General features: G+C 41.8%; 14 protein-coding genes and 1 tRNA gene. 5 read left to right on the plus strand and 10 right to left on the minus strand.

The window, feature by feature from the left end; genetic code table 11:
- The 3 genes from arcC to L5B76_RS06670 all read left to right on the plus strand — a co-directional run bounded on the left by arcC (position 1) and on the right by L5B76_RS06670 (position 3,136).
- A complete protein-coding gene (gene arcC, locus L5B76_RS06660; protein ID WP_265754753.1) occupies positions 1-930 on the plus strand; it encodes a carbamate kinase in 930 nt (309 codons plus the stop codon).
- 75 nt (positions 931-1,005) lie between these two features.
- The gene (locus tag L5B76_RS06665; RefSeq protein ID WP_265754754.1) at positions 1,006-2,529 is read left to right on the plus strand and encodes a YfcC family protein; all 1,524 of its coding nucleotides are present in this window, start codon (positions 1,006-1,008) and stop codon (positions 2,527-2,529) included.
- 139 nt (positions 2,530-2,668) lie between these two features.
- Positions 2,669-3,136, plus strand: a complete 468-nt coding sequence (locus tag L5B76_RS06670; RefSeq protein ID WP_103853147.1) for an Lrp/AsnC family transcriptional regulator — start codon at positions 2,669-2,671, stop codon at positions 3,134-3,136.
- Between the two features lie 49 nt (positions 3,137-3,185).
- Here L5B76_RS06670 and L5B76_RS06675 read toward each other — a convergent pair whose 3' ends face one another.
- Positions 3,186-4,061, minus strand: coding sequence for a VirK/YbjX family protein (locus L5B76_RS06675; protein WP_265754755.1), 876 nt, complete (start codon positions 4,059-4,061; stop codon positions 3,186-3,188).
- Between the two features lie 207 nt (positions 4,062-4,268).
- Between L5B76_RS06675 and L5B76_RS06680 the strand changes: the two genes are divergently transcribed.
- Positions 4,269-5,477 (plus strand): IS256 family transposase, encoded by a 1,209-nt coding sequence (locus L5B76_RS06680; protein ID WP_265754756.1) that lies wholly within the window; start codon positions 4,269-4,271, stop codon positions 5,475-5,477.
- Between the two features lie 42 nt (positions 5,478-5,519).
- Here the strand turns inward: L5B76_RS06680 and L5B76_RS06685 are convergent, their stop codons facing one another.
- The 3 genes from L5B76_RS06685 to pyk all read right to left on the minus strand — a co-directional run bounded on the left by L5B76_RS06685 (position 5,520) and on the right by pyk (position 8,762).
- The gene (locus L5B76_RS06685) at positions 5,520-6,260 is read right to left on the minus strand and encodes a hypothetical protein (RefSeq protein ID WP_265754758.1); all 741 of its coding nucleotides are present in this window, start codon (positions 6,258-6,260) and stop codon (positions 5,520-5,522) included.
- A 238-nt stretch (positions 6,261-6,498) separates the two neighbouring features.
- Positions 6,499-7,161 carry an NAD(P)H-dependent oxidoreductase gene (locus tag L5B76_RS06690; RefSeq protein ID WP_265754759.1) on the minus strand — a complete coding sequence of 221 codons (663 nt, stop codon included), beginning with the start codon at positions 7,159-7,161 and terminating at the stop codon, positions 6,499-6,501.
- Positions 7,162-7,322: 161 nt separating this feature from the next.
- Positions 7,323-8,762, minus strand: coding sequence for a pyruvate kinase (gene pyk, locus L5B76_RS06695; protein WP_265754760.1), 1,440 nt, complete (start codon positions 8,760-8,762; stop codon positions 7,323-7,325).
- Positions 8,763-8,964: 202 nt separating this feature from the next.
- Between pyk and L5B76_RS06700 the strand changes: the two genes are divergently transcribed.
- Positions 8,965-9,041, plus strand: a tRNA-Val gene (locus L5B76_RS06700).
- 54 nt (positions 9,042-9,095) lie between these two features.
- Here L5B76_RS06700 and dnaX read toward each other — a convergent pair.
- The 6 genes from dnaX to aroC form a co-directional block, all read right to left on the minus strand.
- Entirely contained in the window at positions 9,096-11,243 is a 2,148-nt protein-coding gene (gene dnaX, locus L5B76_RS06705) for a DNA polymerase III subunit gamma/tau (RefSeq protein WP_265754761.1), read from the minus strand.
- A 21-nt stretch (positions 11,244-11,264) separates the two neighbouring features.
- Complete coding sequence (apt, locus tag L5B76_RS06710; protein WP_103852691.1) at positions 11,265-11,807, minus strand: adenine phosphoribosyltransferase; 543 nt, start codon at positions 11,805-11,807, stop codon at positions 11,265-11,267.
- Positions 11,808-11,888: 81 nt separating this feature from the next.
- The gene (lpxM, locus tag L5B76_RS06715; RefSeq protein ID WP_265754762.1) at positions 11,889-12,845 is read right to left on the minus strand and encodes a lauroyl-Kdo(2)-lipid IV(A) myristoyltransferase; all 957 of its coding nucleotides are present in this window, start codon (positions 12,843-12,845) and stop codon (positions 11,889-11,891) included.
- Between the two features lie 10 nt (positions 12,846-12,855).
- On the minus strand, positions 12,856-13,620 hold the full coding sequence (locus L5B76_RS06720; RefSeq protein ID WP_115249327.1) for a TSUP family transporter: 765 nt from the start codon (positions 13,618-13,620) through the stop codon (positions 12,856-12,858).
- A gap of 53 nt (positions 13,621-13,673) precedes the next feature.
- Complete coding sequence (mepA, locus tag L5B76_RS06725) at positions 13,674-14,531, minus strand: penicillin-insensitive murein endopeptidase (protein WP_265754763.1); 858 nt, start codon at positions 14,529-14,531, stop codon at positions 13,674-13,676.
- Positions 14,528-15,610 carry a chorismate synthase gene (aroC, locus tag L5B76_RS06730; RefSeq protein ID WP_265754764.1) on the minus strand — a complete coding sequence of 361 codons (1,083 nt, stop codon included), beginning with the start codon at positions 15,608-15,610 and terminating at the stop codon, positions 14,528-14,530. The genes mepA and aroC overlap by 4 nt, the downstream gene beginning before the upstream one ends.
- Positions 15,611-15,620 lie beyond the last annotated feature (10 nt).

The following is a 15,620-nucleotide window of genomic DNA, read 5'->3' on the forward strand; positions in this document are numbered from 1 at the left end:
ATGCGAATAGTGATTGCATTAGGGGGCAATGCCCTACTCCGCCGTGGTGAGCCATTAACCGCTGAGAATCAACGGCAAAATGTGAGAATTGCGTGCGAACAAATTGCCAAGATTTGGCCTAATAATGAATTGGTCATTGCGCACGGTAATGGCCCACAAGTCGGTTTATTAGCCTTACAAGGCGCGGCTTATAAAGATGTGCCAACTTATCCACTTGATGTACTGGGTGCGGAATCAGTGGGAATGATCGGTTATATGATTCAACAAGAATTAGGTAATCTTGTACCATTTGAAGTGCCGTTTGCCACCTTGCTTTCTCAGGTTGAAGTGGATAAAAATGATCCTGCGTTCCAAAATCCAACAAAACCGATTGGGCCAGTTTATACCAAAGAAGAAGCGGATAAATTAGCCAAAGAAAAAGGGTGGTCAATTGCCCAAGATGGCGATAAATATCGCCGCGTTGTACCAAGCCCATTACCAAAACGAATTTTTGAAATTCGTCCTGTTCAATGGTTGCTTGAAAAAGGCAGCATCGTTATCTGCGCAGGCGGCGGTGGTATTCCAACCTACTATGATGATCAACATAATCTTTGTGGGGTTGAAGCCGTAATCGATAAAGATCTCTGTTCAGCTTTATTAGCCGAGAATTTAGATGCGGATCTCTTTATCATCGCTACCGATGTTTCTGCGGTATATCTAAATTGGGGCAAAGAAAATCAGCAAGCTATTGCCACTGCGCCACCAGATATGATCGAAGAAATGCCATTCCCTTCTGGTTCAATGGGGCCAAAAGTGCAAGCAGCGGTGAATTTTGTTAAACATACGGGTAAAGATGCTGTGATAGGTTCACTTTCTGATATTGTGGACATTGTGAAAGGTAAAGCGGGTACGCGTATTACAACAAAAGCCAAAGACATCACCTATTATTAGGTGAGCAATGAATACGCTTTATCTCAGTATAAAGCGTATTCTTACCATAACTTGCTGTATATAAAGGAGTATATTATGGAAAACGCACATAAAAAGACCTTTAACTTTCCGTCAGCATTTTCAATTTTATTTGTCATTTTAATTATTGCTGTAGCGCTCACTTGGATTATTCCAGCTGGTTCTTATTCCAAGCTCACTTATAATTCGGCAAATAATGTCTTTGTGGTAAAAACTTATCAGCAAGAAGATACCGTTTTACCAGCCACCAAAGAATCCCTTGATAATTTGAATATTAAAATTGAATTATCAAACTTCACCGAAGGCACAATCAAAAAACCGATTGCCATTCCGGGAACTTATCAACGTGTTCAACAAAATCCTAAAACACCGCAAGATATTGCTATCAGTATGGTGCAAGGTACGATTGATGCCGCAGATATTATGGTCTTTATCTTCGTCTTAGGGGGAATGATCGGGGTGATTAACCGCACAGGCTCTTTTAATGCGGGGCTAACCGCACTGGCCAATCGCACCAAAGGCAATGAATTTTTAATTGTTTTCTGCGTATCTGTGTTAATGGTTATTGGCGGTACAACTTGCGGTATTGAAGAAGAAGCGGTTGCTTTCTATCCTATTCTCGTTCCCGTATTTCTTGCTCTGGGCTATGATGCAATAGTTTGCGTAGGGGCAATTTTCCTTGCTGCATCAATGGGAACGGCATTTTCCACCATTAATCCATTCTCTGTGGTGATCGCTTCCAATGCGGCAGGTATTCCATTTACAGAAGGGATTACTTGGCGATTTGTGGGGCTAATTCTCGGCTCAATTTGTGTTATCGCTTATCTTTACTGGTACTGCAAAAAAGTAAAAGCCGATCCAACGGCATCTTACACCTATGAAGATCGCGAAGAATTTGTCCAAAAATATATGAAAAACATTGATACAACCCAGATCATTGAATTCACCACGCGCAGAAAAATCATTTTAATGCTGTTCTGTATCGCGTTTCCAATTATGGTTTGGGGAGTGATGTTCGGAGGCTGGTGGTTCCCACAAATGGCGGCTTCTTTCCTTACCATCACAATTATCATTATGTTTATCTCTAAACTGAAAGAAAAAGAAATCGTCAATGCCTTTACTGAAGGGGCATCAGAACTTGTAGGGGTTTCTCTTATCATCGGTTTAGCGCGTGGGGTAAACCTTGTACTTGATGAAGGAATGATTTCCGACACCATTCTTGCCTACGCATCAGAACTGGTTTCTGGTGTACCGGGTAGTGTGTTTATTTTGGCACAACTTGTGATTTTCATCTTCCTTGGTTTGATTGTGCCGTCTTCATCTGGTTTGGCGGTGCTTGCAATGCCAATTATGGCACCACTTGCAGACACCGTGGGCATTCCAAGACACATCATTGTATCTGCCTACAACTGGGGGCAATACGCAATGTTATTCCTTGCACCAACAGGACTTGTTCTAGTTACTCTGCAAATGCTCAACATTCCATTTAACAAATGGGTGCGTTTTGTGATGCCAATGATTGGATGCTTGCTAGTGATAGGTTCAATCTTACTCGTTGTGCAAGTTTCACTTTACACCTAACGTCTATACACTTGCGTACAAGCAAATTGTACGCAAGTGCTTTTTTGCAAAGAATCTGCCAAACAATAACCTAGATCACAGTTTTACCCAGATTATCTTGTTATAATCGATCGTGCACAAAGCTACACAAGGATAACGTATGGCTAAGAAAGTGTTTGATAATATCGATACTCGCATTTTAAGAGCATTACAACGTAATGGACGCTTGCAAAATAACGAGTTAGCCAAAGAAGTGGGATTATCTAATTCCGCTTGTTTACGCCGAGTTAATATATTAGAGCAAAGTGGCGTGATTGATAATTATGTCGCCTTGCTTAATCCGCAAAAACTTAACTGCAATCTGGTGATTTATGTGCTAGGTTCATTTTTTGAAGAAGATCTCAAAGTCCGCGAACGCTTTATGTTTGAAATGAAATCCCTGCCCCAGATTGCAGAATGTCATCTAATGGCAGGAGATTATGATTTTATTCTAAAATTATTTGTTTCCGACCTTGAAGAATTTCATTCCATCAAAATGCGTTATCTCACCAAAGAAATTGGTATTAAAAATATCAAATCTGAAATCGCCCTAAAAACCGTCAAAAACACAACAGAACTTCCACTCTAATTTCCGTAAAAAACAAAACCCAAAAGTGCGGTAACTTTTGGGCTTATTTTTAGTTAAATACTGCGCTTAAATCGGTTTCCAGTTTATCTAACATTTCATAGCGCTTACGATACATAGAACGCTTTTTACTCTGAATTTCTTCCAAAGGCTTACGCTCAATCTCTAACGGTAACGCCCAATAACCCTGTGAATTCAGCTTCCCATTGTTTTCTTGCCAGAATTCGTCATAGTTGAAAATCAAGCGTTTAGAATCATTCCAACGGAATTTGGCTTGGCGCTTATGAGAAATCGCCACCAAATCACAATTCAGCTGTTTCGCCAATGCTTTAAAGGCATTCACCAACATAAACATCGGACGTAAGCCATATAATTCTTTTGTTGCAAGGCGAACAATATCCTGCGCGCTTTCCCCTTTCGGGCCTTGAATAGAGGCAATCAATATTTGATTTGGCGATAAAAAAGTAAAAGACGCATCGTAAACACTGCGCTGATTCTCTTGATCATAAATATTCAGAGAGAAAAAACCTTCTAAAGGATCAATTTGATTAAGATTGAAATTTAAAGATAATTTTTCTGTTAATTGTGATAATGGTAACGTTTTTTGATCAACTAGTTGTTGGCAAAATGTTTCGCCTAGCTTTTCTTCTGCCAGCAAGAAATGTTGCTTAATGCTCTCTAATCGTTGTTGTGCATTAAAAGATTTATCGCAATAAGCATAAAGCAATGCATTAGTGCGGTATAAATTTTGGTTAAAAAATTCTGTCCATAACGGCTTTTCATTTAAAAAGGCAGTGAATGTCCGACATTGCTTGGCATATAAAAATGTTCTTGCGAAATAACGCAATTTTTCTCTTGTACGCTTTAACACTCGTTTTTCATAAGGATAAAGTTGAGCAAAAGAAGGAAAAGAAAACAAGCTGGACATAAATATACCAAGGTTAGTGGCTAAATAAAGTGGCGATTTTAATAGAAAAAATCCTGCAATTCAATGCAATTTCATCAAAGCTAAAAAAGCCCCAACTCAATTTGAGCGGGGCTAATGAAAATATATCTAGCAAAAATTATGAGCCTCTCCCACAATTTGTGTAAATGCCTGTTTCTGAGATAATACATTAGATACAGGTATTTTATTATGAACGAAAAACAACTCCACGCCTTGGCAGCAGAATTTGCCAAAAACCTCAAAACGCCGGAAGACCTTAATCAGTTTTCTCGAATGCTCAAAAAAATCACGGTCGAAGCAGCCCTAAACGCGGAACTGACTGACCACCTTGGTTATGAAAAACATCAGCCACGAAAAGGCAAAAATGCGCGTAACGGCTATACGTCCAAAACTGTGATGTGTGATGAGGGTGAAATGGAAATTGATACCCCTCGTGACCGTGAGGGCACCTTTGAACCGCAGCTTATCAAGAAAAACCAAACCCGAATTACCGGAATGGACGAGCAGATTATCGCCTTATATGCCAAAGGCTTAAGCAATCAAGAAATCGTCGAAATGTTCAAAGAACTCTATGATGCTGATGTGTCAACGAGCTTGATTTCTCGCGTGACAGATTCGGTTAAAGAGCGCGTCTTGGAATGGCAAAATCGCCCGCTTGATGCGGTGTATCCGATTGTTTATTTGGATTGCATCGTGGTCAAAGTGCGTCAAGACGGGCGGATTATCAACAAGTCCGTCTTTGTGGCGTTGGGTGTGAATTTGGAGGGGCATAAAGAATTACTCGGACTCTGGATTGCCGAAAACGAAGGCGCGAAGTTCTGGGCAAACGTGCTAACAGAGCTGCAAAATCGCGGTTTAAAAGACATTTTAATTGCGTGTGTGGACGGTTTAAAAGGCTTTCCTGACGCCATTAATGCCGTTTATCCCCAAACCAAGATTCAGCTTTGCATTGTGCATTTGGTGCGTAATAGTTTGAAATATGTGTCATGGAAAGATTACAAGGCGGTGACTGCGGATTTAAAACAGGTGTATCAAGCCCCGACGGAGATGCAAGCACGCGAGAATTTGACCGCACTTTCGCAAAAATGGCAGGAAAAATACCCGCTTGTAGCGAGAGGTTGGGAGGAGAATTGGGCGAATATCGCGACATTTTTTGATTATCCGTCGGATATTCGCAAAGCGATTTATACCACCAATGCGGTGGAGTCACTCAATAGCGTGATTCGGCGAGTCATTAAAAAACGCAATGTATTCCCGACGGATGAGTCGGTGTTCAAGGTAATATGGCTGGCGATGAAAGATGTGTCAAAGAAATGGACAATGCCGATTCAAAACTGGAAACAGGCAATGAATCGTTTTATGATTGATTTTGGTGATCGCCTCGACGATCACCGTTAAGTTGAAATGGGTGTTTACACAGAATTTGGGATAGGGTCAAAATTATTCAGATTTTACTGCTTCTTTTAATTCAGCTGCTTTCTCTGAAACTGCGTTAGATGCTTCTGATACTTTGCTTTCTGCAGCTTGTTTTAATTCTGCTGCTTTGTCTGCTACGGCATCTTTAACTTCAGTTGCTTTCGCTGCTGCTGCATCTTTTGCTTCTACTGCTGCGTCTTTTACTTCAGCTACTTTATTTGCTGCCGCATCTTTTGCTTCAGTTACTTTATCCGCTGCTGCTTCTTTCACATCTGCTGCTTTTTCTGCTGCTGCATCTTTAGCTTCTACTGCTGCGTCTTTTACTTCTGCCGCTTTATCTGCCGCTGCTTCTTTAACTTCTGCTGCTTTATCTGCTACTGCTTCTTTTGCTGCATCTGCTTTTTGAGATACGGAATCCATCACTGATGATGCTTTTTCAGAAACGGCATCTTTTGCTTCAGATACTTTAGCTACTGCTGCATCTTTAGCATCAGTAATTTTATTGGTTACAGATTCTTTTACTTCAGCAACTTTTGCTACCGCAGCATCTTTTACTTCTGTCGCTTTTTCAACGGCTGCATCTTTTACATCTTTTGCTGCTTCTACTGCTGCATCTTTAACATCTGAAGCTGCTTGAGCTACTGCGTCTTTTGCTTCTGCAACGCTAGATTTAGCTTGCTCTTGAACTTTACTGTCTTTGTCGAAACAACCTGTTACGGCTAAACTTGTTCCTAATACTAATAAAGCTAATAGTGATTTTTTCATTGTTTCTCCTAAATAGTTTTGTAATGATCATTTACAAACTTATTGTTTGCCCGCATAGTCTGTAACAAAAAAAGGTAAAAATAAACCTCTATTTACATTTTTTTACTTACGTTCAAAAAAGTAGCACTTTAAAAACATTAATAACCTATTGATAAATAAAGATTTTACAATAAATAATTAAAATTGCGTGATTTTATGTAAATCTTTGAACTTACTGAAAGTACGCAATAAGTAAAATTTATTCCACCCAAGTTACTAATTCTTCCATCGGTTTTCTTGATTTTGCTTTAATCTCTTTCGCACGATAACCAAAGGTTATCATAACAGAAACGCCCCACTCTGCTGGGTCAAACGCACCTGCTTCTGCTAAAATTTGATTTACTGCTTCATAGTTAAAGCCCTCAATTGGACAGCTATCCACGCCAATAAATGCCGCACCAGTCATCATATTTGCTAGGGCAATATAGGTTTGCTTGCTTGTCCAATCAAATAATGCACGCTCACTTTCTAGCACTTTCATATCATTTTGCTGAAAAGTGCGGTATTTTTCTTTTGCTTTTTCCATTTGCTCGGCTGTTAATCCACGCTTAACCAAAGCATTATGAAAATAATCAGAATCGTAACGGGCATTTTTCTTGGCTAAAAGCGCTACCACATAACTCGCGTCATCAAGTTGTGTTGCTATTCCCCAGCTCACAGGCTTCAATTTTTCACGCAATTCAGGATTTTGAATTACCACAAAGTGCCAAGGCTCTGAGCCTACAGAACTTGGTGATAAACGAGCAAGCTCTAAAATATAATCAAAATCTTCACAGCTCACTTTTTTATTTGGATCGTAATAACGTGTTGCGGCACGAAAACGAAATCTGTCTAATACTTGGTCTTTGCTAAATACGCTCATTATGCTTTCTCCCGATAAAATTAAACTTCGTCATTATAACAATCAGTAGGAAAAATGAGGAAATGTTATTCCGACTAAAGTTGATAGGTATCAAATAAAAAAGTTACCCATTTTTGTGGGTAACTTTTCTTTTTCAAACTCAGTTTTGGTTAAAAATCAGATTATTCAACCACTAATGTGCGGCAAGTGTTTGTTCCGCCAGAAGTTAAAAGATCACCTTGGGTTAGTAATACAAGATCACCTGTTACTAAATACCCTTTATCTTTCAACAATTGAATCGCTGCTTTTAAGCCTTCGATTGTACGGCTTTCTTGATCGAAATGTACTGGCACAACACCACGATATAATGCACAAAGATTTAAGGTTTCTTGATGACGTGATAACGCAAAAATTGGTAAGCCAGAACTAATACGCGACATCAATTTCGCCGTATGTCCGCTGTTTGTCATCGCAATAATCGCTGCCACACCTTTCATATGGTTAGCGGCAAACATAGCGGACATTGCAACGGCTTCTTCAATAGTATCAAAAGTGCGATCCACACGATGGCGAGAAACATTCACACTAGGCATTTTTTCAGCCCCTAAACATACTTTTGCCATTGCCGCGACAGTTTCAGAAGGATACTGACCTGCTGCTGTTTCTGCTGAAAGCATTACCGCATCCGTACCATCTAACACCGCATTCGCAACGTCCATTACTTCCGCACGGGTTGGCATTGGGTTGCTGATCATTGATTCCATCATTTGCGTTGCAGTGATAACAACACGATTTAATTGACGAGAACGGCGGATTAATTTTTTCTGAACGCCCACTAATTCAGGATCGCCAATTTCAACACCTAAATCACCACGCGCCACCATAATCACATCAGAAGCAAGAATAATATCGTCCATTGCTTCATCACTCACTACGGTTTCTGCACGTTCTACTTTTGCGACAATTTTCGCTTTAAGACCTGCTTCTTCCGCTAATTGACGCGCATAGTTCAAATCTGCACTTGAACGTGGGAAAGATACCGCTAAGTAATCCACGCCAATACGCGCTGCGGTGATAATGTCAGCTTTATCTTTTTCCGTTAAGGCATCTGCAGATAAACCGCCACCTAATTTGTTAATCCCTTTATTATTTGAAAGAGGGCCACCAACAGTTACCTCAGTGAACACTTTCGCGCCATCAGTAGATAATACTTTTAGCTGAACACGGCCATCATCTAATAATAAAATATCTCCAGGAACAACGTCTTGTGGTAACGTTTTATAATCTAAACCAACAGCTTCTTGGTTACCTTCACCTTTTGGCAATTCCGCATCTAAAACGAATTTATCACCAATATTTAAGAAAATTTTACCATCTTTAAAGGTAGAAACACGGATTTTAGGCCCTTGTAAATCCCCTAAAATGGCCACTGTTTTACCTAATTTTTGTGCAATTTCACGCACACGTTGCGCACGCCCAATGTGATCTTCAGGTGTGCCGTGAGAGAAATTCATTCTCACCACATTAGCACCTGCTGCGATAATTTTTTCTAGGTTGTTACCACGGTCCGTAGAAGGCCCCATAGTACATACAATTTTGGTTCGTCTTAGTCTTCTAGACATTATTTACTCCGTTGATCATTACATATAACTAAAATTTTTGGCTATTATACGATTAAAATGGAATGAGATCGAGATCACAAATTGTAAAAAAGCTGTAAGTTTTTTAAGCAATCGTTTATCTTTAAAGCAACTATTGAGAATAATCAAAAACTTACTTGTCATCAAAAACAAAACAATATATGATTTGCCCATTCCATTCAGTGCGACTATAGCTCAGTTGGTTAGAGCACCACCTTGACATGGTGGGGGTCACTGGTTCGAGTCCAGCTAGTCGCACCATTTTACTGCAAAATCCTCATAACTAATCAAATCTTTATTAAAAACAACCGCACTTTATACTGGCCTGATTGTTTCTAACTCTATCACAGCATCAAATTCTTCGCATAGGCGCTGTAATTTAGGATCTTGTTGTAGCGCTTGCTGTGCTTCGGCTTTTAGCTGATGGTAAATTTGTTTGCGGTGATCCATTGAAGTGAGCTGATTGAGATCATCGCTATTTTCAATAATAAGTTGAATATCTTTTTGATAAAAATGGTTTAACGCCTGTTGTAACTCACGGCGGATAGGCTCTTCATTAAGGTGTTGATGGCCTGAACGCAGGGCCAAAACGAGCTCATTTTCATCTTGGCAAACAATAAAGCTATTCATCGCCATTTGTTTGACTAATCCAGAAATGCCTGTTTGCTCAATAATTTCCGTCCATTTGTCCTGTGCTTTTGCCATTGTAAGCACTTTTTCTTTTAATTCTGGTGTGGTGTTTTCCAAAATGGCTTTGCGGATTTCTGACGGGCTGGCACTATCCTGCTCTTGTGCCATTTCAGGATTGCTCCAATTCCAGCGGTAGTTTTCTGGCAAATTGAGATCCTCTTCCTGATCAAGATCAGCAGAAAAATCTGACGAATTTTGCACCGCACTTTCAATCACAGGCTCTGTCATTGGAGGAATCGTTGTCGTTGATTGAGATGTCGGTTGAGAAATAGAAGATTGAGAAGCAGACGGCTGAGAAGCCTTATGAGTAGCTCGTGCCGTATTTTTTTGCTGTGTAAATTTGCGTTCTACCACAGGCAAGCTGATCTCTTGCGAATGAGAAACCGCTGGCTCCGAAACTAGCTTTGCGTTATTGGCGTTAGTGTTTTTTTTTTCGCTTGTTGTAGGCTTAGAAAGCTGATCTAACGCATCAAGCACATCTAAAGTAGACTTGCTTACTGGCGAAGGGTTTTGTGTGGAACGAACTGGCTGTCTAGCAGACGGCATTGTTTTGGTTTGTGGCGCTGAATTTGCTTTGATCTGTTGTGATACAACAGGCATCTCCACTAATTTTACCGAATTTTGCACCGCACTTTGCGCAGAATGATTACGCTCATTCACTTGTTCCACTGGCTGCATAGCAGGAGCCGCTTGAATTAATTTAGGGTGGAAAGCTAAAGCACGCAATAAAATCATTTCCACGCCCATTCGCTGATTTGGTGCGAAGGCAAGCTCTTTTTGTCCGTTTAAAATAATCTGATAGAAAAACTGCACATCTTCTGGTGGAAGATGTTTCGCCAAAAAGCCGATATGGCTTTCATCACTAATTTGCGCTTGTGGCAATAATTGACACATTGCAATTTTATGCAGATTTTCGGCCACCGCTTTTAGCAGTTCATCCCAATCGCCGCCTTTTTCCGCCACCGCTTGAATAGCTTTCATTAAGGCTTCACCGTTGCCCTGCTGTAAAGCGTACAAAATATCAATAGGCTGGCTGTCATCAAGCAAGCCGAGCATTGTATTTACTGCATCAAGGGTAATATTGCCGTTGCTCATTGCAATGGCTTGATCGGTTAAACTTAGACTATCACGGATACTACCTTGTGCCGCTTTAGCTAATTTTTCAATGGCAAGGGGTTCAAAGGGGATCTTTTCTTGCTGCAAAATAAAGGACAAATGATCGGCGATTTGTTGCTGATCGAGCGCTTTCAGATGAAATTGAATACAGCGAGATAAAATGGTAATCGGCAATTTCTGCGGATCAGTGGTTGCCAGCAGGAATTTGACATATTCAGGCGGTTCTTCAAGGGTTTTCAGCAAGGCATTGAAAGAATGGCGAGAGAGCATATGCACTTCGTCAATCAAATAGACTTTATAACGCCCTTGTACAGGTTTGTATTGCACATTGTCGAGCAATTCACGGGTATCCTCCACCTTGGTGCGTGAAGCGGCATCAATTTCAATAAGATCGATAAAGCGCCCTTCTTCAATGGCTTTACAATGTTCGCAAACGCCACAAGGATTGGCCGTTACGCCTTCAACACAGTTTAGCCCTTTCGCAAATAAACGAGCAATAGAAGTTTTCCCCACCCCACGCGTACCGGAAAAAAGATAGGCGTGGTGCAGGCGATTTTCATTTAATCCGTTAGCAAGTGCGGTAAGAACAGGTTTCTGCCCTACCACATCGGAGAACTTTTGCGGTCGCCATTTTCTTGCTAAAACTTGATAACTCATTCCTTGCTCGCTTAGGATAAATTAGTGGCCTTCAAAATTCACTAATGAGAACGGGGTTACCCCTAAATTGCGTAAGCGTTGTTCGCCGCCAAGTTCTGGCAAATTAATCACGAACGCGGCATTTTTCACTTCACCACCAAGACGTTCAACCAACTTCACAGTGGCTTCAACTGTGCCGCCTGTGGCTAATAAATCGTCAATAATCAATACGTTATCGCCTGATTGAATAGAATCTGTGTGAATTTCTAAGGTGTCTTGCCCATATTCTAACTGATAGGATTGCGCAATGGTTTCACGCGGCAATTTCCCCGGTTTACGCACTAATACAAAAGGAATATCTAAGGCTAATGCCACTGGCGCACCAAAAATAAAACCACGACTTTCTGTGCCGATAACTTTAGTGATGCCTTTGTCTTTGTATTGTGCCACGATTAAATCAATGGTCGCCTTGAATGCCGCGGGGGTTTCTACAAGGCTTGTAATATCACGAAAGATAATGCCTTCTTTCGGGTAGTTTGGAATGGATTTGATCGATGATTTAATCAGTTCTAATTGTTTGTTCATTTTATTACCTAAAGTGCGGTCAAATTTTCGACCGTTTTGCATAAAAAAGAGCGGCACGCATATTACCACAGATTATTCAATTTAACGATAAATATCCGCACCATCTTTTCGGGTTTTTAATAAACGCAAAATCCACACATACTGCTCTGGCGTTGGGGTAACAAATTGTTCAATTTCTTTGTTCATTTCCCGTGCCATTTGTGCAGGCTCTTCGCTAATTGGCATTGGTGGGTGAATTTCCATTTCATATTTACCACGCTCTGCGTTATAGCGCGGAAACATAGGGATCACCACAGCTTTTGCCAATTTTGCCATTTTATTCAAGCCCGGCAAGGTGGCTTTATAAGTGGCAAAAAAATCCGCATATTCACTTAATTCTTCGCCATAATCTTCATCAGGCAAATAATACCCCATTTCGCCTTTTTTTACTGCATTAAGAAAGGGTTTTATACCATTTTGTCGGGCGTGCATTTTGCCGCCAAAACGCTGGCGTGTCATCGTCCACAGCCAATCGACCAATGGGTTACGGTGGGGATTATACATTGATGTCATCGGCATTCCGTAAGTATGCAAAATGATCCCCGAGGCATCAATCGCCCAGCCGTGCGGCACCATTAAAATAATGTTATGCCCCGCTGCTTTAGCTTGCTGAATATATTCAAGGCCCATAAATTCGCTGCGTTGTTGCAGATGTTTTTTTGAACGCAACGCAATTTCACCAATGCCCAGCATCACTTGGCTGACGGTGATAAACATTTCATCGATTACTTTTTCGCGCTGCTGTTCTGTCCAATCAGGAAAACAATATTGCAAATTTACCCTTGCGCGATGACGCTGTTTTTTCGCTTTTTGCCCAACGAGTAAGCCAATTTTCGCAGCGATCTTATCCCTTAAGCGAAAAGGCACAAAGGCGAATAGCGCCAAGGCAAAAATACCAAGCCAAACGCCCCAATATTTTGGCAATAAAAACGCCCATTGCCATTTGGGATCATAGCCCACGCGAGCGGTTAAGCGTACATCATCATTTTGTTGTGTCATAAAACCTCAACTAACCGAACCAGCCTTGATCATAAGCCATTTTGGCAGTCATAATAAAAGACATTATCACCACCATCGGGCGAATTAACTGCTTGCCTTTGCTTAGCACCATTTTCGCGCCTAAATTTGCGCCGATAATTTGTCCTAACATCATTACCAGCCCAGCTTCCCACCAAATTTGTCCGCCAATGAGAAAGAGCAAAAGTGCGGCAATATTTGACGTGAAATTTAGCACTTTGGCGTGAGCCGTGGCTTTTGCAAGATTAAAACCAAGCAACGTAACAAAAGCTAAACTTAGCAATGAACCTGTTCCCGGCCCGAAGAAACCGTCATAAAAGCCAATTCCAAATCCTGCGCTAAAGGCAAAAGTGGCGTAAGAAATGCGTTTGTGCCGATCTTCATCGCCTAAATTTGGGGTGAACAAAAAATATAAGCCAATGGCTAGCACTAGAAATGGAATGACTTTTTTAATCAACGCACTATCCACTAACTGAATAAGGATCGTGCCAAGCACTGCGCCGATGAAGGTCATTAGCACGAGCAGCCAAATTTCTTTTAAATCCACCGCTCTTTTGCGTAAAAAATAAAAGCTCGCGGAAAATGAGCCACCGCAGGCTTGCAGTTTGTTCGTGCCTAATGCCATCGCTGGGGGAACGCCTGTCATCAATAAGGCAGGAATAGTGATTAAACCACCGCCGCCAGCAATTGCGTCAATAAATCCAGCAATAAATGCCACTAAAAATAATAACGCAATAAGATTTAGGCTGATTTCCATTTTTCGCTCCTATTTCCGCTCTTATGTTGCTACTCTAATTGTTATTCTAGGGCTTATTCCAACCATTCGCTTTGGTTTGGCGCGTGGCTTACTTGCTGGCATAAAAATGGCTCAGGTGGACGCGCTTTGGGTTTGCTTGTTCCTGTTGAAGGTTTCGCTGGTTTAAACCAAGAATATAGCTCATCACCACAGCCTTCTCCCGCGGGAACGGGTGCTTGATTTTCGCAGTAAGTCGCGCCTTTCGGGCAAGTTAAGCGAACGTGAAAATGGGAATCATGTCCAAACCACGGGCGAATTTTTTGCAACCAACTGCGATCACCGCGCACCGTTTGGCATAATTTCAATTTAATCGCAGGATTAACGAAAATACGCGCCACTTGCTTATCTTGTGCCGCTAAACGAATTAAATTGGCGTGATTTTCATTCCATACGGAATCATCAACACGTTGCGCTTTGCGATCCACCACTAACAAGCCCATTCCCGCTGGATTTTGTGCATCTTTATCGGATAAACGCCCTAAACGTAACCAAATATCTGCGTCCAAGCCCATTTGGTGGCTGGCGTGTCCCGTTAAAAAGCGTCCGCCCCCCGGCATTGCAATATCGCCGATAAGCATTGTTGGAATGCCTGCGGATTTGGCTTTTTTGCCTAAGCGTTGCAAATAGGCAATCATATCTGGGTGTCCGTAATAGCGATTTTTGCTGGTGCGGATCACTTGGTAACCTTCGCCATTAAAAGGCAAAGGTTGCGCACCAATAATACAGCCATTGCTATAAGATCCCACTGGGGTTGGCTCGCCCGCAATAGGGCGTTTGACTTTCTGCCAATATTCAGGGCCTGCCATTGCGCTGCTCGCAGAAAAAATTCCGCAAAAAAGCACCGCACTTAATAATTTGGTTAAATTTTTCATTTACATTGTGCCTTAAATCTTAATAGGTGATCGAGTAAAACAATGGCGGTCATTGCTTCCGCAATAGGTACGGCACGAATGCCTACGCAAGGATCGTGGCGCCCTTTGGTGATCACTTCCACTGGCTCATTATTCAAATTCACTGAACGCCCTGCAATGGTAATGCTCGAAGTAGGCTTTAACGCAATGGTCGCAATAATCGGTTGGCCCGAGCTAATGCCGCCTAAAATTCCTCCTGCGTGGTTAGAACAAAAACCTGCTGGCGTCATTTCGTCACGGTGCTTCGTGCCTTTTTGTTCCACCACCGCAAAGCCATCACCAATTTCCACGCCTTTCACCGCATTAATGCCCATCAAGGCGTGCGCCAAATCCGCATCAAGGCGATCGAAAACCGGCTCGCCCAATCCTACTGGTACATTTTCTGCCACCACGGTTAATTTAGCGCCGATGGAATTGCCTTCTTTTTTTAACTCGCGGATTAATTCATCAAATTTTTCCACCGCACTTGGATCGGGGCAGAAAAATGGGTTGCTGTTTACTTGTTGCCAGTCAATTTGAGCAATGTCTTCCACCGTTTTCGGATCAATTTTTACGGAGCCAATTTGTGAAAGATAACCTCGCACTTCAATACCAAAATGTTCACGCAGATATTTTTTCGCAATTGCCCCAGCGGCCACGCGCATTGCTGTTTCGCGAGCCGAAGAACGTCCACCACCACGATAATCACGCAAGCCGTATTTTTGTTGGTAAGTATAATCAGCGTGACCAGGGCGGAAACGATCTTTGATTTCGCCATAATCTTGCGAGCGTTGATCGGCATTTTTGATAATCATTCCAATGCTCGTGCCTGTGGTTTTCCCTTCAAACACCCCTGAGAGAATTTGCACTTCGTCATCTTCCCGTCTTGGCGTGGTGTAACGTGAAGTGCCGGGTTTGCGGCGATCCAAATCTGGCTGAATGTCCTGCTCTGAAAGTTCAAGTCCCGGTGGTACGCCGTCCACAATACAGCCCAAGGCAACGCCGTGGGATTCACCAAAGGTGGTTACGCGAAAAAGTTGTCCGATACTGTTTCCTGCCATTATTTTTCCT

This window comes from Avibacterium sp. 21-594 (assembly GCF_026226815.1).
Taxonomy (GTDB): domain Bacteria; phylum Pseudomonadota; class Gammaproteobacteria; order Enterobacterales; family Pasteurellaceae; genus Avibacterium; species Avibacterium avium.

Excerpts from the sequence above, each read along its gene's own strand:
- arcC (WP_265754753.1), top strand. The coding sequence starts at position 1 with ATGCGAATAGTGATTGCATTAGGGGGCAATGCCCTACTCCGCCGTGGT.
- L5B76_RS06665 (WP_265754754.1), top strand. The coding sequence starts at position 1,006 with ATGGAAAACGCACATAAAAAGACCTTTAACTTTCCGTCAGCATTTTCA.
- L5B76_RS06670 (WP_103853147.1), top strand. The coding sequence starts at position 2,669 with ATGGCTAAGAAAGTGTTTGATAATATCGATACTCGCATTTTAAGAGCA.
- L5B76_RS06675 (WP_265754755.1), bottom strand. The coding sequence starts at position 4,061 with ATGTCCAGCTTGTTTTCTTTTCCTTCTTTTGCTCAACTTTATCCTTAT.
- L5B76_RS06680 (WP_265754756.1), top strand. The coding sequence starts at position 4,269 with ATGAACGAAAAACAACTCCACGCCTTGGCAGCAGAATTTGCCAAAAAC.
- L5B76_RS06685 (WP_265754758.1), bottom strand. The coding sequence starts at position 6,260 with ATGAAAAAATCACTATTAGCTTTATTAGTATTAGGAACAAGTTTAGCC.
- L5B76_RS06690 (WP_265754759.1), bottom strand. The coding sequence starts at position 7,161 with ATGAGCGTATTTAGCAAAGACCAAGTATTAGACAGATTTCGTTTTCGT.
- pyk (WP_265754760.1), bottom strand. The coding sequence starts at position 8,762 with ATGTCTAGAAGACTAAGACGAACCAAAATTGTATGTACTATGGGGCCT.
- dnaX (WP_265754761.1), bottom strand. The coding sequence starts at position 11,243 with ATGAGTTATCAAGTTTTAGCAAGAAAATGGCGACCGCAAAAGTTCTCC.
- apt (WP_103852691.1), bottom strand. The coding sequence starts at position 11,807 with ATGAACAAACAATTAGAACTGATTAAATCATCGATCAAATCCATTCCA.
- lpxM (WP_265754762.1), bottom strand. The coding sequence starts at position 12,845 with ATGACACAACAAAATGATGATGTACGCTTAACCGCTCGCGTGGGCTAT.
- L5B76_RS06720 (WP_115249327.1), bottom strand. The coding sequence starts at position 13,620 with ATGGAAATCAGCCTAAATCTTATTGCGTTATTATTTTTAGTGGCATTT.
- mepA (WP_265754763.1), bottom strand. The coding sequence starts at position 14,531 with ATGAAAAATTTAACCAAATTATTAAGTGCGGTGCTTTTTTGCGGAATT.
- aroC (WP_265754764.1), bottom strand. The coding sequence starts at position 15,610 with ATGGCAGGAAACAGTATCGGACAACTTTTTCGCGTAACCACCTTTGGT.